The organism is Bradyrhizobium sp. WSM3983 (assembly GCF_000473045.1).
In the GTDB taxonomy this organism is placed as follows: domain Bacteria; phylum Pseudomonadota; class Alphaproteobacteria; order Rhizobiales; family Xanthobacteraceae; genus Bradyrhizobium.
The window spans coordinates 1-24,575 of the sequence record NZ_AXAY01000054.1; the positions used below are offsets into that span (position 1 = coordinate 1).

The 24,575-nt window shown below is 58.7% G+C and carries 25 protein-coding genes; 13 read left to right on the plus strand and 12 right to left on the minus strand.

Annotated features, from left to right (window positions below):
- The coding region (locus YUA_RS49455; RefSeq protein WP_156937107.1) for a DUF736 family protein at positions 1-95 on the plus strand (95 nt) is incomplete at its 5' end.
- Between the two features lie 911 nt (positions 96-1,006).
- Here the strand turns inward: YUA_RS49455 and YUA_RS49460 are convergent.
- The 7 genes from YUA_RS49460 to YUA_RS0139555 form a co-directional block, all read right to left on the minus strand.
- Entirely contained in the window at positions 1,007-1,606 is a 600-nt protein-coding gene (locus YUA_RS49460; protein ID WP_084293168.1) for a tetratricopeptide repeat protein, read from the minus strand.
- A 24-nt stretch (positions 1,607-1,630) separates the two neighbouring features.
- Positions 1,631-3,742 (minus strand): type III secretion system export apparatus subunit SctV, encoded by a 2,112-nt coding sequence (sctV, locus tag YUA_RS0139525; protein ID WP_027535576.1) that lies wholly within the window; start codon positions 3,740-3,742, stop codon positions 1,631-1,633.
- Between the two features lie 10 nt (positions 3,743-3,752).
- Positions 3,753-4,175 (minus strand): histidine kinase, encoded by a 423-nt coding sequence (locus YUA_RS0139530; protein ID WP_027535577.1) that lies wholly within the window; start codon positions 4,173-4,175, stop codon positions 3,753-3,755.
- Between the two features lie 2 nt (positions 4,176-4,177).
- Positions 4,178-4,714 carry a hypothetical protein gene (locus YUA_RS0139535; protein ID WP_027535578.1) on the minus strand — a complete coding sequence of 179 codons (537 nt, stop codon included), beginning with the start codon at positions 4,712-4,714 and terminating at the stop codon, positions 4,178-4,180.
- Between the two features lie 27 nt (positions 4,715-4,741).
- Positions 4,742-5,635 (minus strand): hypothetical protein, encoded by an 894-nt coding sequence (locus tag YUA_RS0139540; RefSeq protein ID WP_027535579.1) that lies wholly within the window; start codon positions 5,633-5,635, stop codon positions 4,742-4,744.
- 126 nt (positions 5,636-5,761) lie between these two features.
- Entirely contained in the window at positions 5,762-5,992 is a 231-nt protein-coding gene (locus YUA_RS0139545; RefSeq protein ID WP_027535580.1) for a hypothetical protein, read from the minus strand.
- 1,044 nt (positions 5,993-7,036) lie between these two features.
- Positions 7,037-8,908 carry an HrpF/NolX family T3SS translocon protein gene (locus tag YUA_RS0139555; protein WP_027535582.1) on the minus strand — a complete coding sequence of 624 codons (1,872 nt, stop codon included), beginning with the start codon at positions 8,906-8,908 and terminating at the stop codon, positions 7,037-7,039.
- 610 nt (positions 8,909-9,518) lie between these two features.
- Between YUA_RS0139555 and YUA_RS0139560 the strand changes: the two genes are divergently transcribed.
- The gene (locus tag YUA_RS0139560) at positions 9,519-9,788 is read left to right on the plus strand and encodes an NEL domain-containing protein (RefSeq protein WP_245285381.1); all 270 of its coding nucleotides are present in this window, start codon (positions 9,519-9,521) and stop codon (positions 9,786-9,788) included.
- A 113-nt stretch (positions 9,789-9,901) separates the two neighbouring features.
- Here the strand turns inward: YUA_RS0139560 and YUA_RS50725 are convergent, their stop codons facing one another.
- Complete coding sequence (locus YUA_RS50725) at positions 9,902-10,543, minus strand: hypothetical protein (RefSeq protein WP_156947602.1); 642 nt, start codon at positions 10,541-10,543, stop codon at positions 9,902-9,904.
- 189 nt (positions 10,544-10,732) lie between these two features.
- Positions 10,733-11,416, minus strand: a complete 684-nt coding sequence (locus YUA_RS0139570) for a nodulation protein NolW (protein ID WP_305728024.1) — start codon at positions 11,414-11,416, stop codon at positions 10,733-10,735.
- A 196-nt stretch (positions 11,417-11,612) separates the two neighbouring features.
- Here YUA_RS0139570 and YUA_RS51400 point away from each other — a divergent pair, with 196 nt between their 5' ends.
- The 11 genes from YUA_RS51400 to YUA_RS0139625 are packed head-to-tail and all read left to right on the plus strand — an operon-like array spanning position 11,613 to position 20,034.
- Positions 11,613-12,122 carry a nodulation protein NolB gene (locus tag YUA_RS51400; RefSeq protein ID WP_198029589.1) on the plus strand — a complete coding sequence of 170 codons (510 nt, stop codon included), beginning with the start codon at positions 11,613-11,615 and terminating at the stop codon, positions 12,120-12,122.
- A 21-nt stretch (positions 12,123-12,143) separates the two neighbouring features.
- On the plus strand, positions 12,144-13,007 hold the full coding sequence (gene sctJ, locus YUA_RS0139580) for a type III secretion system inner membrane ring lipoprotein SctJ (RefSeq protein ID WP_035972951.1): 864 nt from the start codon (positions 12,144-12,146) through the stop codon (positions 13,005-13,007).
- Positions 13,008-13,649 (plus strand): hypothetical protein, encoded by a 642-nt coding sequence (locus tag YUA_RS0139585; RefSeq protein WP_027535588.1) that lies wholly within the window; start codon positions 13,008-13,010, stop codon positions 13,647-13,649. It abuts the gene before it with no gap.
- The gene (gene sctL / locus YUA_RS0139590; protein ID WP_027535589.1) at positions 13,636-14,259 is read left to right on the plus strand and encodes a type III secretion system stator protein SctL; all 624 of its coding nucleotides are present in this window, start codon (positions 13,636-13,638) and stop codon (positions 14,257-14,259) included. The genes YUA_RS0139585 and sctL overlap by 14 nt, the downstream gene beginning before the upstream one ends.
- Positions 14,256-15,611 (plus strand): type III secretion system ATPase SctN, encoded by a 1,356-nt coding sequence (gene sctN, locus YUA_RS0139595; protein ID WP_305728025.1) that lies wholly within the window; start codon positions 14,256-14,258, stop codon positions 15,609-15,611. Before sctL ends, sctN begins: the two co-directional genes overlap by 4 nt.
- Positions 15,587-16,111, plus strand: a complete 525-nt coding sequence (locus tag YUA_RS0139600; protein WP_027535591.1) for a hypothetical protein — start codon at positions 15,587-15,589, stop codon at positions 16,109-16,111. Before sctN ends, YUA_RS0139600 begins: the two co-directional genes overlap by 25 nt.
- Positions 16,112-16,123: 12 nt before the next feature.
- Positions 16,124-17,233 (plus strand): type III secretion system cytoplasmic ring protein SctQ, encoded by a 1,110-nt coding sequence (gene sctQ, locus YUA_RS0139605; RefSeq protein WP_245285380.1) that lies wholly within the window; start codon positions 16,124-16,126, stop codon positions 17,231-17,233.
- Positions 17,226-17,891 carry a type III secretion system export apparatus subunit SctR gene (gene sctR, locus YUA_RS0139610; RefSeq protein ID WP_027535593.1) on the plus strand — a complete coding sequence of 222 codons (666 nt, stop codon included), beginning with the start codon at positions 17,226-17,228 and terminating at the stop codon, positions 17,889-17,891. Before sctQ ends, sctR begins: the two co-directional genes overlap by 8 nt.
- Before the next feature lie 2 nt (positions 17,892-17,893).
- Complete coding sequence (locus tag YUA_RS0139615; RefSeq protein ID WP_027535594.1) at positions 17,894-18,178, plus strand: EscS/YscS/HrcS family type III secretion system export apparatus protein; 285 nt, start codon at positions 17,894-17,896, stop codon at positions 18,176-18,178.
- On the plus strand, positions 18,179-19,000 hold the full coding sequence (sctT, locus tag YUA_RS0139620) for a type III secretion system export apparatus subunit SctT (RefSeq protein ID WP_027535595.1): 822 nt from the start codon (positions 18,179-18,181) through the stop codon (positions 18,998-19,000).
- On the plus strand, positions 18,997-20,034 hold the full coding sequence (locus YUA_RS0139625; RefSeq protein WP_027535596.1) for an EscU/YscU/HrcU family type III secretion system export apparatus switch protein: 1,038 nt from the start codon (positions 18,997-18,999) through the stop codon (positions 20,032-20,034). Before sctT ends, YUA_RS0139625 begins: the two co-directional genes overlap by 4 nt.
- 38 nt (positions 20,035-20,072) lie before the next feature.
- Here YUA_RS0139625 and YUA_RS0139630 read toward each other — a convergent pair whose 3' ends face one another.
- From YUA_RS0139630 to YUA_RS0139640, 3 genes are all read right to left on the minus strand, one after another.
- A complete protein-coding gene (locus tag YUA_RS0139630) occupies positions 20,073-20,744 on the minus strand; it encodes a CpaD family pilus assembly lipoprotein (RefSeq protein WP_027535597.1) in 672 nt (223 codons plus the stop codon).
- Between the two features lie 10 nt (positions 20,745-20,754).
- Positions 20,755-22,125, minus strand: coding sequence for a type II and III secretion system protein family protein (locus tag YUA_RS0139635; RefSeq protein ID WP_156947604.1), 1,371 nt, complete (start codon positions 22,123-22,125; stop codon positions 20,755-20,757).
- 92 nt (positions 22,126-22,217) lie between these two features.
- Positions 22,218-22,940, minus strand: a complete 723-nt coding sequence (locus YUA_RS0139640) for a response regulator transcription factor (protein WP_027535599.1) — start codon at positions 22,938-22,940, stop codon at positions 22,218-22,220.
- Positions 22,941-24,575 lie beyond the last annotated feature (1,635 nt).

Below are 24,575 nucleotides of genomic sequence, written 5' to 3' on the forward strand. Positions count from 1 at the left end.
CGTTCAACGCACCGATCTACGCGAACCTGTTCAACGACGAGGACGGCGACGGCTTCAGCCTGATCTGGTCGCGGCCGCGCAAGAACGGCGACTGAAGTTCCGCCAAAAAGCCCCGCCCGGTCCGCCGGGCGGGGCTTCTCAATTCGATACCCCTTCCGCAACAGCTGCCAAAACACGGTATTGAAAATCCAGTGCAAGCGGCTTCGACATGCCCTGCCGACCTCCACTCCGGCAGGTAATTTAGTCAGCTCAACGCTGATTTGGGAACCCCTTTCGATTCATCGAGATCGACCATTGCTCCAGCAGCCTTGATCGCGATCCAACAGCCGAAGCGCCGAATCTCGGACATAGCGTTTCATGGCGGCGGGCAGCAGGATTCGTTGAGCGCTCCAACTGTTCATCCGCTGATGGCAACTTGGCATCAACCGGGATGCATAACGCGAGAACGCTTGCACTCTTGCCGCGCCCGGCATCTAACCTCATGCTGTCGAGGGTCATCCGTCCCTGAACGTGCCGCGTGTCCGAGCCGCGGTGCGGACCGACGGTGGCATCAATTTGCTGGGGGTACCCCATTCAAATCTGCAAAGCTGCCAGGAATCCTTACGCAGTGAAGCCCTCTTGCGCATGCGCGGCGCCGCTCAAGGCCTATGGACGCGTCTTGACGTCGAACTGTGAATCGGCGCGGGGGCCGGACGCCGATCGGCGCCGCAAGTACTTGATTGAAATCGAATCTGCGGGGTCATTCTTTGGCGCCGTTTCACATCTCGGCGAGATTGGCTAATCGCTGCTTCGCGGCGAATGACGAGTCCTGCCGATGTCAGCTCGGTTGTGCATCGTGTGGGCAAAGCGGCTAGACGTCGCGATCCTCATTGCTGTGGACACAAATAGTTGTTGCTCTTAGTGCAGGCCATCGAAGCGCAGCACGAGCTTGGTGATCAGGGTAGCTGGCGCAAAGCTGATCGCAGGTGTCACGCGCCGGCGATCCGATCCTACGCGAAAGCTCCTCCTACGGTAATCGCGCTGAGTCGCGTGGTTGGTATGACAGTGATTGTGGCCGGGGTGTTCCCGCATCAGATTGCGCGCCAATTGCGAGGGAAAGGTCGAAATTGTTGCGCAAAATATGATTGGCTGGGTCGGTCGCAAGAGCCTGCCGATAAATCGCTTGTGCCTCTCGATGACGCCCCTCTGTATCGAGCACGACGCCTTTGGCATTCAGGGCACGCAAGTTGCCAGGAGCGGCGAGTAAAAGCTTTTCGACGACCTCAGTCGCCTCATCCGATCGCTTTTGTGCCAGCAGCACTTGTGTAAGCGAGATCGCCGCATCAACATTGTCTGGTTGTTGTTTCAGCGCCTCGCGCAAAGGCTGCTCGTCAGCATTCTGACCGAGCGCGTGCGCAATGCGTTCGCGCAGAGCTGGATCGATATCTTTGGCGCCCAGCAACTCTGGCCGTGCCGTCTCCTGCACTGAAAGAGCCGGATGATCTGAGCTGGCGCAACCTCCAACCATAAGAATGGCGAATAGAGCCACAAGAGTTAAGCCCGAGGGCGGGCGGAGCGCATGCAATGGAGCTGCGAATGATGTTCCAGATGAATTGATGCCATCCATGTTGCGACTGACCGATGTACTCTGTTAGGTGGGTGTGGCAAGCAGGTTGCGTTGTTCTCCCGCCGCAGCCTTATCCTTGGGAGCTGTGAGTTTGACAGACCCAACCGGATGGACCGTAAAATCGGAGGCGAGATCCTGATAGGACAGGACCGGAAGGTCGATCCCATTGCGAGTGAGAAAACCGCGGACGAAGCGCCGGATATCCATCGAGCCCAAAATGACGGGTTGGCTCTGACCTCGTCCTACGCTCGAATGGATTTGGCGGAGTTGGGACAGCAGCATCTCGCTCTGCCAATCCTCAAGTACCAGGTAGGGTCCAACAGCGCTATCGCGCACTGCACTGCGCAGAATGTCCTCGGTTTCACGTTCGATAATAAAGGCAGGCAAAACACGGTGGGCGTTAGCATAGCGATGGCAAATCTGCCTCCTCAGACTGGAGCGGACGTACTCGGTGAGCAGGACGGCGTTTGGTTCACGTTCGCTCCATTCGGCAAACGCCTCCAGGAGCAGCCGGGTGTTGCGGATCGGGATGCTCTCATCCAAGAGGCGGCGCAGGACATCGGCGATCCGCGGGACTGGGGTTGTGCGCAGTACTTCCTTTACGAGATCGGCGTACTCCTGCTCCATCCGGGCAAGCAATTGGCGGGTCTCTTGAATCCCCACCAAGCGCTGCGCATATCGAGTCAGTACCGAATGAACGCGCAAGGCGAGGACTTCGCTCGGTCGGTGATGTCCAATTCCGGCGGCTTTGAGAGCTGGTGCATGGCTTTGCTCGATCCAGATCTGGTTCGTTTTGGGGTCATGCCGAAACGGGATGCCGCTCAACTCTATGGTCGCCTGGTCGTCGGTGAGCGCGAGCTGCGTAGGGTCGAGCGAACCCCCTTCAACTGGCACGCCCTCGACATCTATCCTAAAGTCCGACTCGCGCAAGTTCCGATTGAGCTGGACAGGGATACGGGGAATCGCGATGCCGAGATCAGCTGAGACAAGCCCTGAAACGCGTGCGACGTGTTGCTCTAGTTCCTCTTTCTCGATCGCATCTGTCAGGTTCGGTGCTAGAACCAACGTGATTGGCAGTGCCTCTGCAGGCACGGTTTGCTTCTGAGCCTGCGCTGGTCCCGCAGGAGTGACATTGGACCCTGCCTTAGAGTCTGTTTTCGCGCGTTGCGCACCACTCTTGATAGCGCTCGTCGCGGCAAAAACTGCGGCCAGGAGAAGAAAGGGGGCCAAAGGGAACCCAGGGATCAGCCCCATCAGAGCTAAGACGCCGGCCGCTACTCGTAATGCCTGCGTACTGGCCGTAAGCTGACTGACGATATCGGCGCCAAGGTTGAGCTGAGAAGCTCCGTTTACACGTGTGACGATGGTTGCGGCCGTAATCGATAGCAGGAGCGCCGGAATTTGCGAAATTAGCGCATCGCCTATGGTCAATAGTGTATATTGATGCAACGCCTGATCAAGCGACATACCCTTGGAGAGCAGGCCGATGCTGATGCCGCCCAGCATGTTGATGCAGATGACTACGAGTCCGGCGATGGCATCTCCCTTTACGAACTTCATTGCGCCGTCCATGGCTCCATGAAGTCGGCTTTCTCGCTCAAGTGAGCCGCGCCGGTTGCGGGCTTCGTGCTGATCGATATGGCCGTTGCGTAGCTCAGCATCGATGGACATCTGTTTGCCCGGCAAAGCGTCTAGCATGAAGCGTGCCGAGACCTCTGCGACGCGTTCGGCGCCCTTCGCGAGAACCATGAACTGCACCATGGTCACGATCAGAAATATAACAATGCCGACGGCGATGTTTCCGGATATCACGAAGTCACCGAACGTGTGAATGATACTGCCGGCATCGCCCTCAGCGAGGATCAGCCGCGTCGTCGCAATGGTGAGCGCCAGGCGAAAGACGGTGGAGATCAGGATGACCCCCGGCAAGGCTGAAAAATCAAGAGGGGTGTTGAGATAAAGGGCCACCATCAGCAGCAATATGGCAAAGCCGAGATTGAAACCGATCAACATATCGATCACGATGATCGGGACCGGCATGATCATCATTCCGATCGCCAAAAGCAGTATCAATGCGACCATGAAATCTGGGTGGGCAGGCGCGCGAGTGATGAAGTGGCGCAGGACGTTTGCCATGGAAATCCTATTATTGTTCCTTGATCATAGCTGTGGTGCCTCGCAATGACACATAGCGTCGGAAGACAGCACGCGCCTCGTCCATCCGGCCCACCCGTCGCAGGGCGTGACTGCGCAAGAACATCAAAGGGAGGCGTGAGGAAGGTTGATTATCAAGCGTGTCCAGTCGATCCAGCACCGCCAGGGCTTCATAGCCAAGCCCCTCCGCGACGAAGGCATAGGCGAGAATGCGCAGCAGCTCGATGTCTTGAGAATTGTCACGCGCGATCAGCCGCAATAGAGACAGACTTTGTGCGCTTTGCCCACACGCGAGGTGGACATAAGAGATTGCGCAGACCAAATCGCGCTCCTGCTCGGAGATCAACAGAACATCGCCGGATTTGGATGCCGGTGGTACTGGACTGAAGAGCTGCGCTCCGTCCGGGTCGACCATTGCTAGCCTTTGATCAAGCTGTTCTGAGTCTGCCGCAGCAGGACTAGCCGCCGCAGCTCCTGCTGCAGGATGTCGATCGCTTCACGCGCAGCTGAGGCCTCTGGTGCGGCCGATAGCGTAACGGCCAAGCGCTCCAGAAGAACGGCGTGAGTCCCCGCTCGTAGCACGTCCGGATGACGTATGCGTGGTGTGACGAAAGAGAGCAGGTCATGTGCGAGATTACCGCCATAAAATGAAACAAATGCTGCACGTGGGTCAATGTCGTCTATCCGCGGGCGCTCGGCATCGAGACTGACGCGCGAGACTGCATTGATATCGTTGACCTCCAGCACAGCCCCGATCACGGCTTGGACTGGCATATCCTGCGGATGCGTCGGCCAAATCGACGCGTCGTTCTTGCCGCCATCGCCATGAGTTCCGTCGACCTCCAAGTCAGTGGCTCGAGAGTTGGCGGGCTCGATTGCTCGCGCATCGTCGTCGATGTTGGGACTCTGCGACGAGATCGCAATTCCGACAGCTTCCCGGGGCACCTTCGCCATCACGTTCTCCTTTGCTGCGCTGAAACCCTAATAGGGGAGGGCAGCGAGTTGGCCATTCCGGCTGAGCAGAACGCGCCCCTCCTCAATCCGATCGAGAGTCCATCCATCGTTCAACAGCGCGCCCACGAAATACTTTTGACCACCGATAAGAAGATAGGGTTGGGCTCCACGCCACACAGCTTCCGGAGCGATTGAGAAGAGTGCCTTCTCCTCCTTCACGACCACCCCGTTCACCAGTGGTGGCGTCCCGTTCGTATGCCGATCGAACCACTGCTGGACCTCCCGCCATCTAGGGACTAGTGAAGGGGTAACGATGCCGTCGGCGGCCACGACACCTAGCCCGGAACCGATTTTGATATTGCGAAGGCCCGCTCGATCGACTTCTCCTTGGAGTAGTTCGGCAGCTTTCTGAGTCGTTCGATCATCGAGACTGTTGAGGGTAGGCTTGGGTGCAAGTTCGACGCCAGGGCGCGAATCGGGACTCAACGCACCGGCACTATCGTCATTGAAGAACATGGTTGAAGATGCGCCGATCCCGACACAGCCAACCAAGACGGAAACGAGTGCTGCAATCCAGATACGCGGAACCGCGATCGAACAAGCTTGCGTGGATTGTTGTACAGACCAGCGAATGGACATCTCACCGGCATGAATGACAGCAGGAAGAGAAACAACGACGCACTCGCCCGCGGCAACATTCTCGTGTCCCTCTATGCTGATTTTGGCTGCAACGGCCTCGATCTCGATCGAATTGCACAGCGTGGTGATACGAAGGTGATGCGGCTCGAGCCTTTGTTCTACGAAGACCAAATCGGCATCGAGAGCACTACCTATTAGGGTCGTTCCGACAGCCGCCGTTCCGGTTAGTCCGGAATAAAGTCCGGATAAGATCTCGAAATGGAATGAAGCGGCGTCGTTCACGCTTAATCTCCCAGCAGGAGAGGAGCCGCACGGCAGTTGCCGTACGGCTCCTTGTGACGTCGCACGTTGTTCACACCGCCACCAGAAGGGAGGAAGCGGGACGCTGGAATCGCCCCACTTCCAGCATTACTGCACGCGCTCGTCGGCTACCTTTTTGACGGATTGGAGCTCGGTCGAGACGATGCGCTCCGTCACGCTTTTTTCCGCGGCCTCTTGGCTGACAGCTGCCAAGGCAGCGAGTTGCTTTTGGAACTCGGCATTCCCAGCAGCTTCGGAACCTGCGGCAATACCGCTATTGACAGCGGAACTGGCGGCCCCACCAACAGCTCCAGCACCAGAAGCACCAACTTTAGGCATATCGTTTCTCCATTCTCTTCGAATTGTGCCGCTATTGGCGGCCTACGTTTCCTGACCTTGGACCATCCGGCGTCAGGAATTCTCTTCTGTGTCCGCCATTGCCTCGTCAAAATCGCCCATGGCATTGCTTGCAAGTTGAATCCCTATGGACGTGAGCACCTCATCGAAGCCTTGGCGTAATGCGACGGCCTGCGAGTCAGCGCCTGCTGTACCGTCACCCTGACCGCCAGCCCCACGCGGTCCGCCATGCTCGGGACGACGGCTGGGCGCGTGCGGCTCTTCTCCTTCAGCACCGCCACGACGCGCGAGGCCAGAGGGATCGATGTGCCCAGCCGTACCTCCATTTGCGATACGCATTGGTGTGTTCCCTATGTTCATTTCGGCTGCGGTCGATAGACGGCAGCGCCGTCTAGAGAAACCACGTCATGATGCTAGGAGGGTTAGCTTTCGAAAAGCTGACGAGTCTCTGAAGAATGCAAAACTGGCCAAGGGAGGCCAGATTGGCTGTTCCTGGAGGCCGCGGCATCAGTTCGCTTGGAAAAAGGGCTGCGATCGTCAATGTCACAGCGTCTTCGAGCGAGGTGAACACCGGTTTGCGTGAAGAAAACGCGCCAAAACAAGAATCTTGAGCTTCGGTTCTGATGCAATCAGAACCGAAAATGCTCCAGTGTCGAACAGGGGCAAGACAGTCTCGATGGTGGCGCGCCCGTGCTCCGTAAACCCGAATCCGCCGTTTGACTAAGTGTACGGAAACTCTCGGCGGCGAAGAAGTCGGCCCGGCATCGGAGTTGGAGCAAGCGCCCAAGCGCATGTGTGAGCTGCATCGGTTGTTGGGCAAAGCAGACGATGAGGTTGACATGTTGTGTGAAGCCGGCGAGTACCGCTGAGAAGACACGGATTGCGCGCTCGCCATCATTGGCAGAGCGATGAAATAAATCGGCGAGGCTCTCGGCACACTTCGCTCGAATGTGGCAGCAACGCTTGCGCGGCCTGTTGATGGTCAGGATGAGCACAATCCATGCCCAGGCCGCGCGAGCTTGCCTGTCAGGCCGCGTTCTGAGCTGACGGCGTCATGCTGAACTGACTTGGAACGCCGGCGGCTTGCATGGGCTCAGCCTCAATGCGTGCCTTCAGGTTGTTCAAATAGTTCTCCGCATAGGATTGCGCCACCGAAACCGGCAAGTTGACGCCGGCCGTTCCGGCCTCTTCAATCGCCTTCTTCACCAGCCCCTCGCGCATGGCGAGTTTGACCTCCGGGCCAGAGATACAGCCCACGGCCTGCGCCGCGACACTGAGGCCAGCTTCTTCCAGCGCCTGCTTCATATTGCCTCCGCTAATGGCTGTGTGCAGAAGATTTGCTGCTTGCGCCTCGCTCTCAAACGTCATTGACACAAGATCGGCCAATTCCCCAAGGCCCGGAATGAAGCCAAGCACACCAACCGCCGTCGCGGCCCAGTCAAGCACCTTCGAGCCCACCTTGAGGACGTCGTCGAGCGCGTGCATGAAAGCGCCACCGTTCTTCTTCGGCGACTTGATATTGGGCTGGTCCGCCGCGCCCATCATCATGTCTGCGACCGCGTCCTGCTCGGCAGCGGTTTTGGCGGCATGGGTCCTCAGCTGCTGAACGGTGCGGTTCGCAGTCGACATGTTGCTGTAGAAGTTCGTGAAGTCGTTATAACTAATGTTGCCGGAATCGACGACATGGCCACCGCCGAAGTCAAAGAACTTGTGATGGGTCTTGTAGCCCGTGATCGAATTGTTCAGCAACCCGAACAACAGGGGATCCGACGATAGCTGCGACGCCGCCTCTCGCACCTTCGGGTCGAGATGCTTGTCGTCGGCCATCGCCGCGAGCTTGTCCCGGGTCAGGACGCCGTCGCCGAAGAAGACGCTTGGATTCGTTTTGATCGTGTTGAGCGTATCTAGCTCAGTTTGGGTGAGGTTCATTGAGGATGAGGCGACTTGCAGGAAGTCCTCTTTGTGGACCTGATCTATCGCGCCACCGTACAACTGGGTCCAGGCGTCCGGGTGGTCGAGGAAGTAGTGGGCCGCCGCGATGACCTGGGGTGGGCATTTGCCGGTTTTGGCGCCGCCGTCGACGATCTGCCTGAAATCCGTCAGGCTCAGATTCTTGGGCAGGCTGTCGGAATATCGGTAAAGCTCGCGCAATGCATCGTTCTCGGTCATAACTGACGGCAGCCCATTTCCGGTGCCGTCGGATGGAATGTAGTTATTCTCGTAGCTTTGCGCCTGCTGCTTCGCGAATGCGGCAACCTGCGAGTGTTGGTCGGAGAATCCGGACAGATCGTCCGCCTTGATCTTGCCGCCGCAGCGGCCGTCGCCTTGGGACCCGATCGCATAGAAAAGCTCCGGATCCTGCTGCAATTGTTCGATCGCCGCCTTCAAATCCGCAGGTGTAGAGGGATCGCCGGCCTTGTCTCCCAGCGAGTCCCAACTGAGCGGGCATTGGTCCTTGTGACGGTCCAACACTGCTACGATTTGCAACTCGCTATCGGTCAGCGTGCCGCCGTTCCAGGTGATCCTTGAGCTGGATACGGGCGCCGGTGCGACGGCATTGGAGTCGATTGCAGAAGACGATTGGGAGGCCTGCTCCAATCGGTCGTACGCCGCCTTCACGTCCGCCGGCAGCAGATCCAGCGCGTGCTGCTCCAGTCTCTGCACTTCTTCCATTCCCGACTTCACATCTGCTGGCGGCAGATCCCGTGCCGCGGATGGATCGCTGGTGTTGTCTCCTGACGAGTAACTGGACAGCATTGCCTCGAAGCTCGAAAACGCGCTTTGCGGAAACTGGGAAGGCGTCTGCGCGAGCGCTCCGAGCCCCGACAAGGCCCCCGGAGCAAGCGCGGGCTCAGGCAGAGTCAGGCTGGTGGATGAGGTAAAGTTGCCTACCGACATGTATAGCCTCTATTGTGAGTTCGATGAACAACACGCAACGCGTGACATGTTGACGGGGCCGAGCGACGCCGACCGGTCCGCCAAAAATGCGCCCATTTTTGTCTTCCGACTGCTTCGCAGGTCGGCGTCCCGAAGTTCATTTCCGTTGCAGTTCATAAGCGGGCTCGCCGTGCGGCTATCCACGCTCTCGTTAGGAGCGCTAGCTTTCGAGAACCTGACGAGAAGAAGGATCCACAATGAACAACGGCAAACATTGATCTCTCCGGGAAGTTGCGGCGTAGTCAAATGTCAACTTTGGCCCAGCGCAGACGAGGGGACGATGCCGTCCCGATGCGGCATGTTGGCAAAGGATGTTCCGGTTGCCCGTCGCGAATGACCACGGTGGCGGAGACAGCAGCAGAGATTTACCGCCTCTTGCCGATCCCGCCTCGTCGCAGGACCAGATCCGGGCTGCCGAAGACGGGCAGGGCATAGACGAGGCTGCGAGGATCGCAGCACTTTAACCTGGAACGGCATGCGACCGCACGCCTGAACGCTGATCTCGAGGACACCTATCACAACGGGGGCCGACGAACTCCTGCAGCAGGCCGCGTCATTTTTCCGCTTGGACGTGCTGGATGGGATCGCCCGCGAGAAGGTCCGTTCGCTCCGACGCCTCAACCAGAACGCCCAGATCGAGGTCTATCTCGCCTGTCAGGTCCAGTTGCGCGAGCGGCTGCAGCTGCGGCGCATCGCCCCAGAAACATGCGCTTCTTCGACCTCTCCTTCGTTACCGAGCACGACCCTTGGCCGAGACGTCAGTGCGGAACAGATAGTCGGCGAATTCGCCGACTATCTGGCAACGCGCTGGCAAGCTCGGGGAGGGTGGTGGCTCGTATAGCACCCGAAGACAATGCAGCGATGCAGGGGGGCTCGCCGACGCGATGCAGAGGAGTTCGAGATCCGCCGGAAGCAACCGCCAAGCGCTCCTGCTCCCGGCGACTTCGCCAACATCTACTCTGACCGCGGCATGTCCTGGCGCGGACTCCGGGCGGGTTCGTCTTCACCCGTGCCGCCGGGCCAATACTTAGCGTCCAGCAACGGATTGAGCCGAATAAGCCCCTCTTCTCGCCATTCGGCTGTATGAGGCACGCCCCAGATGGAGAAAGTTGTGATCGGGCAGTCCTTGCTTGGAAGGCGTCCGGCGCTTCTTAGCATATTCATCTGGTCATTCCCGGCCGTTTGGCCAATGAAGACCCAGTTCTCGCTAATCGGACGTCTGGCTGCGGTAACGAAATTTCCGAGTTCCGGCATTGCAGCTTCCGCGGACGACAATGGTCCGGCTCCTGACGGCCCGGCTCCGGACGGTCCGGCTGGTGATGGTGCGGGCCGCGATGGTCCGGCTTCCAGATCCTGCCAAATCCGATCTGGATCGAAGCCGGGGAGATCGTCAACGTGCTGAGCAATGAGCTGCTGCTGCCCGGCATGAAAGTGCGGTGAATAGGGTTCACCCTGCAGCACTGGAGAGCCCGCAACATGTAGGGGAGTACCGCCCTGCAACTCGCTCAGCTGATGCTCAAAGCCTGTTATCTCTGCTGGTGGTGGTGAGTCGGGCTGGAGGCTCGTGTTCGTTCGGTTGATTGCATTGAAATCCATCCTGCGTCTCCTTCGAAGACATGCGGCTCGACGATCGTTGGACCAAGACAGCTGCATTGCGGTCTGCGGCATCGCGGCTCGGTATCCATGCTCTCATGCTGGCAGGGCTAGCTTTCGAAAACCTGACGACCCTCGGAAGATTCGCGAGTCAATGCAGACGGCGTTGATCTCGAACGGAGCCGCTTGTTCTTAATCTTTTCCCCGACCCGGAGCAGACTCGCGCGCCGCTTTATCCTCATGCGGTGCTTCAGAAGTCCCTTCCGGCCGTCCATTGCGAATGACCGTGGTCGAGGCGCCACGAAACAGCATCAGCACTGAATCATGCAGCGGCTTGTCGACGGGAACGGCGCGTGGCCGCGCCTGCGCTTCTGCTATAAGCCCGTTGAGAGTCTGGTCCACGAGCGCGATGAAGCGTGGTGGACCAGAAGCCAAGGCGATTCCATCTCCCGGTGCGGACCTCAGAATGTAGCGTTCGTCGGAGATTTTGAGCGCATCGAGGGCCGCTTTGAATTCATCGAAGCTGAGCGCATTCAAAACGAGCAGACGACTTTGTGCCTCATTTGCGGACGATACGTAAAGCACGAGGCCATCGTAGTACCATTGAAGATTGTAGAGGTTTGTCAAACGGTCGAGGAACTCTCGTGGTGGCAGATCCGGCATTCGCCCGCGAATTCGGCCCTTCACCTGGGGGCTGACGTTCATTCTGACATTGAGATTGTTGCCGAACTCTTGCAGCGCGGCAGAGAGGTCCTGATCCAGAACTGTATAGGTATAAGGGGTCGATGGCAGTGACAGGGGGGCGCCGAAGATCGGAGCTGCTCCGATGGAAACGAACCCGCTGAGCCACAGAGCTCTCTTCAAAATCTTCAGCATCGTGAATCGGCCGAGCCTTCCCATGTTCATTCGGTGCGGGGCAAAACTAAGGTTCCGTCGAACTTGAAAGCCAAACGTGATCTTTAGATGACGCCAAGTCAGGCGCGTTAGTCAGCTTGTCGTCAGGTCGCTTCTCTACGGTGACTGTAGGCCAGTCGGTGGATTACTCTCATCGCGCGAGACAATGCGTCCTTTCATGTTAGTTGCTCCGCCGCTCTCCCCCAATCTAGTTGATGCGCTGTCCAAGACCTGGCAGCCAGCGGCCATCGGCGAGGATAGCCAATTTCAGCAAAGTCTTGCGCGGGCGGCCTCGATTCAAGAGGGTGCCTCTTCAGCCGCAGATAGGGTGGCCTTGGCTCCCTCGGAGTCGGTAGTTCAACGTGCAATACCCCAGGCAAGTCCGCGCGGCGAGCGCGTACTTCAGGGTCTCTCTGCAATGTCCCGGACCAATCTAATTCCTTCCGTGGTGGACACAGCACCGGCTGTGGCTGTTTCGAGGGTTGTACAGCCTGGACCGGCGGCGCAGCCACTTTTGCAGCAACAGGGCGAGTCGCGCGCGGTGGGCGGGCCGGAAGGAGTCGGCAATTTCGAATCGGCGATGGCAAATCTGCGAGATGTTTACAGCGACGTCATTCAGGTGTCGCTTGTCTCCAAGAGTGCCAGTGCCGTCAGCTCATCGCTCAATAAACTGCTATCATCGGGCTGAGCGGTGCCGGTGCTGGCTTTGATGCATAGAAAAATCGCCCGGAACCGTCTATCCGGTCAGCAGTTGCGTGTTTTTGGCGTGCTGCCGCTTCTCCTGTTGCTGATTGGCTGCAAGGCCGATCTGTACACCCAAGTGCAGGAGCGTGAGGCCAATGAGATGCTCGCGCTTCTGCTCAGCAAGGGCGTCGATACGCTCCGTGTTACTGCCAAGGACGGGACCAGCACGATTCGGGTCGAGGAGAAGCAGCTGGCCTTTGCCATCGACCTGCTGAGCGCTGAGGGACTGCCGCGGCAGTCTTTCAAGAGCCTAGGGGAGGTTTTCAAAGGTTCGGGGCTGATTGCCTCGCCAACCGAAGAGCGCGCCCGGTACGTTTATGCCCTAAGTGAGGAATTGTCGCGCACGATCAGCGATATCGACGGGGTCATATCCGCGCGTGTCCACGTGGTTCTGCCGAAGAATGATCTGTTGCGACAGGACACGATCCCGTCCTCGGCATCGGTCTTCATCCGACATAACTCCAATGCCAACCTCTCAGCCCTGCTACCGCAGATCAAGGTGCTGATCGCCAACAGCATTGAAGGGCTATCCTATGACAAGGTGGCGGTCGTCTTTGTGCCGGTTGAGCGGCCTCCGCTTGAACACCCGTCAGCGCTGGCGGTTGCGCCCGCTCAATCGGCCAAATCCGTTTCAATCCCGCTACTTGCGGCCGTTATCGGGGTCGTTGGCGCTGCGCTCGCGGTTTTGTGCTACATCTTTCTGGGCTCTCGCAAGCTGCAGGGCGCCCAATTATCCCGCGCACTAGCCAGACTTGGCATCCGGTCGAACGCGCCGATTAACCAGCCTCCCAGTAAAAAGACGTCTCCGACAGGGCATGGGGCTATGTAAATGGCCGCTCCGATGCCGTCCGCCGAATCTCATCCTTGGTCCGAAGTGCCCTCTGTGGGCCTGCGCCAACTTGCGGCCTCGATTCATCCGACCCGTGTTGCCGCCCGTCTTGACGCGCTGCTGTCGGCTCCGACATTGATACGGCTGCAGAAGAGCCCGAGGCTCCAGGTCAAGCTGGCCGAATTGATGCTTGGCGACGAAATCGTCTCGAAAGGAAGTGCCTGGGGAAGCGATCTTCTGCTCGGACATGAGCCGAGCAGGGCTGCTTTGCTTGCTGGCAGTGTATGGCACGCTCGTTCGCTTCTGAAGCTCGTCTCAAAGCCGCGTCTCGCAATTCTGATCGAACGTATCGGACCAGAAGCGCATGCTTTCGCTATCCGGCACTTGGTCAATGCGATCGCAATCACCTCTACTGATGATCCGGAGCAACTTTCGCAACAGATTGAGCACGATGGGCATGCTTGCCTAGGTGCTTGGCTCAACGAAGCTTCACCACTTGATCGCATGCGCGTGCTGCTACGCTTGCCTGCGGGCACTCCCGCCGACAATCCAGCGGCCGAACACCGCAACATGGCCGGCCCGTTGCTTTCCTTGGTGATGGCTCATTTGGCGACGGAGACACCACGGTATGACAGTCGATGACCCAGCCCCCCCGGTCGCCCCCCACATACGTCCGCTCGGGCCACTGATACCGGCTGCAGAGCTCGAGATCTGGTGCGATGCCGTAGAAACACGCGCGGCTGCGGAGCGGCATCTGCGACGCGTCCGCAGCTGGGGGCGGACAGCTTATCAGCGGGAGCGGGCGCGCGGCCATGCCGATGGCTTCAAGAGCGGCGCCGAGGAAATGGCGCGGCTGATTGCCCAGGCTGCATGCGCAGCCGCGGAGCGAATAGCCGTTCTGGAGCAGGAGCTGCCGCAACTGGTTCTCGATATCGTGAGCGACGTGCTGGGCACGTTCGATCCGGGTGAGATGTTGGTGAGGACCGTTCGTCACGCGATCGAGCGAAAATATGGCAGTGCGGAAGTGTGCCTTCATGTGTCTCCTCTGAAAGCCGATGCGCTGGCGCGCGAATTCGCTGCCTGCGATGGGCGGGAGGGCCGGCCGAAAGTGCGGATTGATCCGGATCCGGCTCTAAGGCAGGAGCAATGCGTCTTGTGGAGCGAGTTTGGCAACGTCGATCTTGGAGTTGCCGCGCAGCTCCGTGCCCTGCGCCTCGGCTTAGGTTTGCCTTCAGAGGACGGCGAATCGTGACCACATCAGCAAGTCATGGCGATGCGGCTGGAGAGGACAATCTCGGCGCCGCGCTATCATCTCTGAAATCTGCTGCAAAGCAGATCGATACGCGTGCCGTACGCGGACGGATCACGCGGGCGGTCGGCACCTTGCTCCATGCCGTGCTGCCAGAGGCGCGCGTAGGGGAGCTTTGCCTGTTGCAGGATCCGCGCACCGGATGGTCGCTCGAGGCGGAGGTGATCGGCCTGTTGCACGATGGAGTATTACTCACGCCTATCGGTGACATGGGGGGCTTGTCCAGCCGAGCAGAAGTGGTCGCGACCGGGCGAATGCATGAGGTGCCGGTCGGCCCCGATTTGCTTGGCCGTGTGATCGACAGCTTCGGCCGTCCACTCGACGGAAAGGGCCCGATCAATGTCGCTCAAACTCGTCCGCTGCGCGGCAAGGCTCCCAACCCAATGACAAGGCGGGGTATCGAGCGACCCTTCCCACTCGGCGTCCGTGTTCTGGATGGGCTTCTGACATGCGGTGAAGGCCAGCGGATCGGCATCTACGGAGACCCCGGATGCGGTAAGTCGACCTTACTCTCCCAAATCGTAAAGGGCGCGGCTGCGGACGCCACTGTAGTCGCGCTGATCGGCGAGCGTGGCCGGGAAGTGCGTGAATTCATCGAGCGGCACCTTGGGGAGGCGGCCCTCCGCCGCACCGTCGTTGTCGTTGAGACCTCCGACCGTTCGGCAATGGAGCGGGCGCAATGTGCTCACATGGCGACCGCAGTTGCCGAATATTTTCGTGATCAAGGGCTTCGTGTCGTTCTGATGATGGACTCATTAACGCGCTTTAGCCGCGCCATGCGCGAAATCGGTCTTGCGGCAGGAGAGCCTCCGACCCGGCGCGGCTTTCCGCCCTCGGTCTTTGCCATGCTGCCTAGTCTCTTGGAGCGTGCCGGCATGGGCGAGCGCGGTTCAATCACGGCCTTCTATACCGTGCTCGTCGAGGGTGACGGCACGGGTGATCCAATCGCCGAAGAATCGCGCGGCATTCTTGATGGCCACATCGTTCTTTCGCGTGTTCTGGCGGCGCGGGAGCAGTTTCCCGCTATCGACGTACTGTCGAGCCGCAGCCGCGTAATGAATGCGGTCGTCCCTGTGTCGCATCGCAAGGCGGCCTCTGTCTTTCGTGATCTGCTTTCGTGCTACGCCGAGGCCGAGTTCTTGATCAAGGTGGGCGAGTACAAGCAAGGAAGCGATCCGCTGACTGACCGGGCAATCGATTCGATCGACGATTTGCGGAAGTTCATGCGTCAGGGCGAACACGAGGCATCAAGTTTTGAGGAAACGGTCACATGGATGTCGCGTCTAACCGCGTGAATCGCGTCCACGCTTCGAAGTTGCGGCTAGCGAAGGACATGAGAGAGCGGAGCGCTCTTCGCGAGTTGTCCAACATGGAAGCCAACCGCCGCGTCGCGGTCCAAGCTGTTGAACAGGCTTTCCAGCATATTGTAAACGCCGACAAAAACCGAGCGACGCTCGAAGTGGAGCTTTACCGAGAGCTGGCATCGCTTGACCCGTTATCTCTCGAGGAGCTCGATCGTCGCTGCCACCTCGTCACTGAACGGCTCACAGCGGAAATCGCAGGAGCACGCCGAAGGCTTGACGAGGCGCGCGCCGCTCAAGAGCAGGCCGAGACTGCGGTCTTCGAGGCGCGAGCGCTTTTGACCAAGTGTTCGGCGGCGAGTCACAAATGGCAACAGATTGAGGACGACGTTCAGCGCGCGACCGATGCCCATTCGGAGGCGGAAGCCGAGACAGAGGCCGACGATGAGCTTTTGCTTCGGTATCTGAGTGGCTCGCATACCAACCACCGCTAGCGACTGACTCTGATGACTTCTTCTCGTATGCCAGCGAAAACGCCTAGTCTTGCTTACGGGCCAGCGACCACGGCTCCGGGCGAACAATCCGGATTTGAACCGGCGCTAACCCTGTCCCACGCCGTGGTCTCCTGGCTTAACGAGATCGCTGCGGCCCGCAAGCCTCTGCAAAGCCGTCTCAGCGATAAGCCGTTATCCGTGCGGATGGAGCGGCTTGTCTGGCACCCGGAGCCGTATGCCGTATCAATGCTTGACTGCGCTTGGGCCATCGAGAATGAAACGATCATCCTATCGTTGCCCCGTCCGGTTGTGGAGGCGCTGATCGCGACGGTGCAGAGTGGGCTTGGCCTACCCTCCGAGCCAAGTCGTTCGCTCCTCGTCGAATTTGCGCTGGATCCGTTGCTCGATCAGCTAGAGACTCTGACACAGCAACGCATGCGGCTGATCTCTTTGAGCGAAGCAACCGCTCGGGGTCCTTATTTGGAACTCGAAATCAGCTACGGCTCATTCAGAAGCAAAGCGCGCCTATTCCTGTTCTCGCCGCTTGATGGTTCAGTGCCGCCCGCGTTTCGTGCGTTAGGCAGACTGTTCAGCAAGCTCCCGCGAGAGGCGGGCCAGCTTCCCCCGGAATTGCCTCTCATCGTTGCGGGAGAGATCGGCTCGCTCCGTGCTGCGGTCGCCCTGCTAGGGACGGCAGATGCAGGAGACGCTCTTGTGCCGGACGTAATACCTTCCCGCGGCCAAGCCATCCTTACTGCGGGAGTTTTGTGGGCCCCGGCAGATCTTGCAGAGAATCGCTTGATCGTGCGAGGGCCGTTCCGCCTCCAACCACATCCTCTAGAGTGTGTACATCTGATGACCCAAGCCAAAACGACCCGACCGCCCTCTGAAAGCGATTTCGACGAGATCGAAATCACTCTTAGTTTCGAATGCGGCCGCTGGACTGTCGCACTCGGAGCATTGAGGAATATCAGTGAAGGACATGTATTCGAACTTGGCCGGCCATTCGGCGGACCGGTCGATATCCTTGCCAACGGCCGCCGTATCGGCCGCGGCGACATCGTCCGCATCGGGGAGGAGCTCGCCGTCCGGCTGCGGAGCAAGTTGGCAGTCAATGACTGATATTCAACCGGGAATTGTTGCGCTGCTTGCGCTTACGGCCGGCCTTGGCCTGCTGGCGTTTACTGTCGTCACAAGCACGGCGTTCATAAAGGTATCCGTCGTACTCTTTCTCGTTCGCAACGCGCTCGGGACTCAATCGATCCCGCCGAACCTCGTTCTATATGGCGCGGCACTGATCCTGACCGTCTTCATTAGCGCGCCAGTCATTGAACAGACCTACAATCGCATGTCTGCGCCGCACCTGCGCTACCAAACGATCGATGATTGGGTCGCCGCCGCGAAGGAGAGTCAGGAGCCGCTAAGCGATTATCTCAAGAAGTTCACCGCTGACGAGCAGCGTCGGTTCTTTTTGGCTTCAACCGAACAGGTCTGGCCCGAGGACATGCGCGGCAAGGTGAGCGCCGATGACCTGGTCATTCTTGTACCATCTTTTCTAATTTCAGAACTCAAGCGTGGCTTCGAGATCGGTTTTCTTCTCTATCTGCCCTTTATCACCATCGATCTGATCGTAACGACCATCTTGATGGCCATGGGTATGTCCATGGTTTCGCCAACGGTGATATCCGTGCCTTTTAAGCTGTTTCTATTCGTCTCGATCGACGGCTGGTCGCGGCTCATGCACGGGCTGGTGCTCAGTTACACAACACCGGGGGGCTGAGCATGGATGAGGCGAGCATTCTCACTCATATGAGCCGGTCACTTGTGCTCTTCATGATCTGGGTTCTGCCACCGCTCATCGCGGCGGTCGTTGTCGGATTGGGCGTTGGCATTATCCAGGCGGCAACGCAGCTCCAGGATCAAACATTGCCACTGACCGTGAAGCTTTTGGTCGTGGTCGCGGTTATCGCTTTGTTCTCCCCAGTGCTCAGTGCCGCACTCATCAGCGAAGCCGAGCAGGTATTTACCGACTTTCCCGCACTCACAGCAAGTATTGGCCGGCGTTAGATGAGCGTCTCGTCACTCACCGAAACGCAAACTCTGATCCAGCAGGCCATCGAACTCGTCGTCGCAGCCAGCCTCGCGGCAGCCCGCGCGGTTGGCATTATGCTGGTCCTTCCCGTATTTGCGCGGTCGCGCATTAGCGGCTTGATCCGTGGCTGCGTGACGATTGCAATGGGACTGCCATGCCTATTGCAGATCAAGCACGGCTTGCAGGCTCTGGATCCGGGCTCACGCCTGGTCAGCGTCACGCTCCTCGGTTTGAAGGAAGTATTCGTCGGTCTCCTCCTCGGCTTCTTGCTCAGCATTCCGCTATGGAGCATCCAGGCAGTGGGTGAGGTCATCGATACCCAACGGGGAATTACGAACCCTGTTGCTTCCGATGATCCCGTCTCGCGCGGCCAAGCCTCGGCGACTGCGGTTTTACTCGGTACCACTGGGATCACGATTTTCGTTCTATCCGGAGGCTTGCAGACTACAATTGCGGCCCTTTATGGCAGCTATCTAGTCTGGCCCGTGTATCGTTTGCTGCCCAATTTGAGCGTGCAAGGCGCGATGCAGTTTCTTGGGATTCTCGATCACATCATGCATACGACGCTGCTGGTCTCCGGCCCCGTGTTGGCCTTCCTGCTGCTGCTTGATGTATCGATCATGATACTTGGGCGTTTTGCGCCGCAAATCAAACTGAGCGATGTCTCCCCCACGATCAAGAATGTCGCCTTTGGGTTCATCATGGTCAGCTACGCCACTTTTCTCGTCGAATACATGGGATCGGAGATCAGCCAGTCCAACAGAGCGCTCGAGTTGTTCGAAAACCTACTTAAATGAGCGGCTCCAGCGAAGAGAAGAAGCACCCTCCCACGCCCAAGAAGCTAAAAGATGCGCGCAAGAAGGGGCAGAGTCCGCGCAGCGCCGATTTTGTGAGCGCAGTCAGCGTTTTCGCTGGTTTCGGCTGCCTCTGGTTAAGGGCTGGCCTGATCGAGGGGAAGTGGCATGAAACGGTACGACTAATAACCAAAGTGCAGGTTCAGCCGTTCAATTGGGCGGTCCAGGAGGCGCTAGGCGGCCTTATAGAAATATTTTGGGCGGCCGTCGGGCCATTCCTCGCGGCTGGTGTCGCCGCAGCCATTCTGGCCGGAGTCCTGGCCAATGGCGGACTAATTGTTTCATTCGAGCCGCTGATGCCAAAATTTGAGCAATTGGACCCCATGAAGGGGCTCAAGCGGATTGCGTCTAAGCGGTCGCTCATCGAGCTTGCGAAGGGCTTGATCAAAGTCTCCCTTCTCGGCGCAAGCTTTTTCCTTGTCGTTATCGGAACGTGGAAAGTCCTGGTGTATCTGCCAGTCTGCGGCATGGGGTGTTTCGGCTTCGTGTTCGCTGAGATCAAGCTGCTGACCGAAATTGCTGCCGGTGCCTTTCTGTTCAGCGGGTTGACTGATCTCCTCGTCCAGCGCTGGTTGTTCTTGCAGGACATGCGGATGACCGAGACCGAGGCCAAGCGAGAGTCCAAGGAACAGGAGGGCAGTCCGCAGGTAAAACATGAACACCGTCGCATCCGTCACGAGACGGCGAACGAGCCTCCGCTTGGCCTCCATCGTGCCACATTGATAGTGACAGGACAGGCGATGTTGATCGGGCTCCGCTACGTCCGTGGCGAGACCGGCGTGCCGATCGTGGTTTGCCGTGGTGAGGGCGAAGTCGCCTCACAACTTCTTGCCGAGGCGCAGGCACTGCGCCTCAGTATTATCCATGACCATGCCCTGGCGCGTCAGCTCACCCGCAACGCCAAGCTGGGCAACGCCGTTCCCGCCAGGTGCTTTGAAGGGGTCGCAAGAGCACTCTATTCGGCCGGGCTGGTCTAGAGTGCGAATGGCAGCAGCAATGCGTCATTGGAGGCGCACTATCGAGGCGATCGTATATCCCTCGTTTCCATTGATCCGGCTCCGGCTTCTGGTGACGCCCTGTTGCCAGTTCCATCTTCCAAGCCGCTCCCGTTGCGCTGCCCCGTGGTCGCGTATGTGGTAACAGGGATGGCGGCACGATCACCTTTGGTTGCCATGACAGCTCCATTGCCGAGCAGGTCGCGCGGATCGTTGACCATGGCTCCTAGATTGCCGCGGATCGAGCAGCCAAGCGTCTGATCGAAAGAATTATCGTTAACTGCAGGACCAACGATCGAAAGCGACGGACAGACGGGAGGATATGCTTCATAGACGGTTGCCTGGATTCGTACCGCAAAGCCGACGGGCTGATCGATGCGGGGGCCGAACAGGCGGATGTTGTAAGGCGCGACTCCCATTTGGCGAGCCTCGCTTGCTGCTTGAGCGCCGAGCCGGGCCGAGCCGCTGATCTCCAGATGAAGTGCATCAAGCCGGCCCCGACTGGCGCTGGCCACGAAATCCCGCAGACGAAATCGCTCGCCGCCGCGGAGGCTCTGCAGCAGCAAGATGCTGTTCTCCCGCTGCACCAACGTCGCTTGTTCAGCCGGCGCGGTGTAGATCGGAGCAGTGCTTGTGCACCCGCCTACGCACGCCATCAGAATGATCAGATGGCACAGCTTTCGTAAGGTCATTCGACGATTCTCATTCGATAATAAAGCTGGCGCCGCCTGTCGCGCCTGGCCCACTGGTGCGGGGAACGTCGCGGCCTTTCGGCGGGCTTGCCAAAGTATTCGTCAAGGCGCGCCCCATATCTGAGGGCGGTCCGACACGGTCGGTGGGGGCACCCAGCCGGTTCGGGTTCGATGCTGGCCTCACGATGTAAGGCGTGACGATAATAACCAGCTCCGTCTCCTGCTTCTGGAAGGACGAAGAGCGAAACAGCGCACCGAGAATGGGCACGTCGCCCAGCCAGGGAAAAGTACTGATATCCGTGTTAAAGCGACGCCTGATCAGGCCACCTATTGCAAAGCTCTGTCCGCTCCCCAGCTCGATGACGGTCTCCGCACGCCTGGTGGAAAGGCCTGGCACTGCGATGCCGTTCACTTTCACCTCACCTTCGTTCGATAGCTCGCTGACCTCAGGCTTCACGCGGACATGGATCTGATTGTTGTTGAGAACGGTCGGGACGAACTCGAGGCTGACTCCGAAATGGCGGAATTGGACCGAAACCTGTCGGTTGTCCTGCATGACAGGAATTGGAAATTCACCGCCTGCCAGGAAGCTCGCGGATTCACCAGACATTGCGGTGAGATTCGGTTCAGCGAGCACGGAAGCGAGGCGTTCGTTGGCGAGCGCGTCGAGAACAGCGCCAACATTGATGTTGCCGGCGGTGAAACCGAAACCTGCCGTGCCGCCGCCGGCAGCCGCGCCGGAGCCGCCACCCTTACCGCTCTTAAAGCCGAACACGAAAGCGCCATTTTGACCGAAAGCAGAGAGGTTGATCCCGAGTTCCTTCATCGCTCCGCGGGAGACCTCCGCCACGCGAACGCTCAGGTTGACCTGTAGGGATCCGGTCACCTGGATCTGATTGACGACCAGCGCACCCGGACCGAGAAACTGCTCTGTTACCCTCACGGCAATGTCGACAACATCTGCGTTGGGAGCCGTACCACTAAGGATCGCGCCGCGTGGCGTATAGCTGACTCGGATCGGATAGTCGCCGACCTGGGCTTTCAGCATCGCACGCAGATCCTCGATTGGTTGCGTGACGACAACGCGCAACTCGGCGAGAGCCTCGCCATCCTCGTTCAAAGCAAACAGGCTGGTTCGTCCAGATTTTTTGCCAAAGACGAAGATGGTCGTGTTCGACGGCGCCTGATAATCCGCGATCGTGGGATCGGCAATAAAGATGCTGGCGGCCGGCGCCGACAAGTGAATTGTTTTGCCAATCGAGGGTGAAAGACTGATCGTTCCATTGATGCTGTCAGGCGTCGCAAGCGGCGGCCCCCCTTTTGCAGCCGGCGCCGTCTGAGCTGCGGCAGTAAACGGTGACAGCAAAACAAGCGCCCACATGAGGGGGAAAAGCAAGGAAAGCCCGCTGACCACAAGGGGGGCAGCGTCGAGACAGCGTGCAAAGTTGCGATCTTTGCCGTCAAGAATGTTCATCAAGCTAGTCTTCGCTTTCGAGTGAGTTCGACTGCGTGGCTGACGCCGCGCTGTTCAATTTCAAGGACGTAGCCGATTCCCCGGGCGGTCTTAATCTGTAAGGTTGCGCCTGACCGGCTCAGATGACCGCGCAAGCGATAGATTCCGACTTCGAGCGCATTGGTCGACACCTCGTTGCCAAACGCATACAGGCCATCCTCCAAGGACGCGCGCGGCACGGTGCGGCCTGCGCGGCTGAGCAGGTGCTCAAGGATGCACACTTCGCGACGGGCAATCGTTAGTGGTCGACCCCCAACTGAAACTTGCCGGGCAACGGGATCAAACCTCAGATTCCCAAATACGACGACGGGGGCTGTCATTTGGCTCGATCGCCTCAGTATGGCTCGCATCCGGGCGACGAGCTCATCAGTAGATATAGGTTTGGGCAGAAAATCGTCGGCGCCACCATTCAAAATCGCGATCCGACGACCGAGATCGTTGAGGCGGCTTATTATAATGGCAGGCGTGGAACTTCCGTCGCGTCTCAGCCGCTTCAGCCAGTCCAAACCGTCTCCATCCGGCAGAACCAACTCGAGCAGAAGAATGTCATAGCAGGCGCAGCCAAAAGCAGCCGCCGCCTCATCCAGAGTGGGTGTCACGTCGACGGCGAAACCGCAATGCGAGAGCGCTCCTTGCAGAGTACTCACAACGTCCGCGTCATGATCAACGAGTAGCGTTCGCATGTCATCGCCTCTTTTTCGACTCGCGCAAAACCACTGGGCACATCAGGCCCAATCATGAACGGGAGCGAAATTGAGCGCTTCCCGCTTCAGCGGAAGCGTCCGAACCCTGGAAAGGAATATTTGTTGCGAGCCGTCAGCACGGTGCGCCGTGGTCTCAGCCTAGTGCCTATCTCGACTGCCTGTTGTGGATCGCATTCGCCATTGCAGAACGCTCATTGCGGTCATTGCATCGGCGGATAGGAATCAATCGAGGCGACGACAGTTGTTGCAATGCCAGTCCCCATCTAAGAGCCAATCGCGGCAATGGTCGTGGCTGTCCACGACGTGGTAACAATGTGAACCCCGCCAGCACGCCAACTACCAAACGAGAACAAGCGAGAATTGCTGAGTTTGCGGCTGAGCTGACTGGAATGATTAACATTTGAAATCCTATGTTGGCCCGAGTCCGGAGTCAGTGTCGCTATGCCGGTCTGTGTGACACATGCGAGACCTTTGGACGTCCGAAAGCAGGTTATGCCCGACAGCCAGCCGATGGCTGCACTATCGCCCGGCCGAAAACACCGGGATCCGGGCTGCACCGAAGACGTGTTGGGCCGCGAGTAGGTCCGAAGCGGAGCAAGCCGTCCCACTCCTCGCGTCGGCGTCCGCTGGCGCGTCGGTTCAGTCATTGTAATGACAGCGCATAGACGGCCAGCGCGGGCCTCGCGCTGCTCGTTCTACAACCGCTTCAAGCGAGCCTCCGGTGGACTTCCGCCCCGGGGCAAGTCGATAGCTGACGTTTGAGAGAGGCGCTCGAGAAGCGCGACTAAATCGAGCCGCGCGAGGGTAAGGGACTTGAGACATTCGCAATTCTTGCTGGCTGTCAGGAGGTTCTGGTGCGACAATCGACAATGGAGTGTCGCGACGATTGCAAGAAACCCTACAATCTGACGCTACGTCAGATTCAAGCCCCTTAGAGTCTCCGCGCGTGGAAATATTCTAAAGCTTGTAACGCCAGCCATGCGTAGGGTGGAGTTCATTCGTCCCACGTGACCTAAGTTCCACGTATTGAGCCTGGTTCAAGTGGGACGCCCTTGCGTCAGCCTCAATTCGAGATTGCGGAACATGGAGCAATTTCGCCGAATCCACTGATACCGCTCAGCGGACGAACTCTTTTCGTTACGCAGATAGCTCGTGAAGGAAAAATTCGATCGATCGATATGAGTTTTCAGAAATACGGGCAACGGCGGCAAGCGAAACACGCTCACGGGCGCGCCGGCAACCACCAAGCATGCATCTCAACAGCGCGGCGTCATGATGTCGATGGACGGGGCAAGCCCGGCCATCGGTGTGCGCCTAATCAGTTCGCCTTCAGCGCCGGAGCGGCGGCAGGCCAGCCAAGGGCATCTCATCGCGGCTGGTTCACGGCGATCGCGTTCGCCCTTTCTTCGCTTTTGCTTCCAACGCCACGCCTGACCGCAGCGACCTCTTGTGCAGCCGAACCGAGAGGCGCCACAACTTCTTCCGAGGTGCTGTTTAGCGCACGGACCACCTGGCCTCCTGATGGCTCGATCTGGCCGAAGAGCGGCTGCGCCTCGATCGCCTGAACGCAACGCCAGCAGCTCGACTTTCTTCCCCTGGGCTACGCCCATTCCT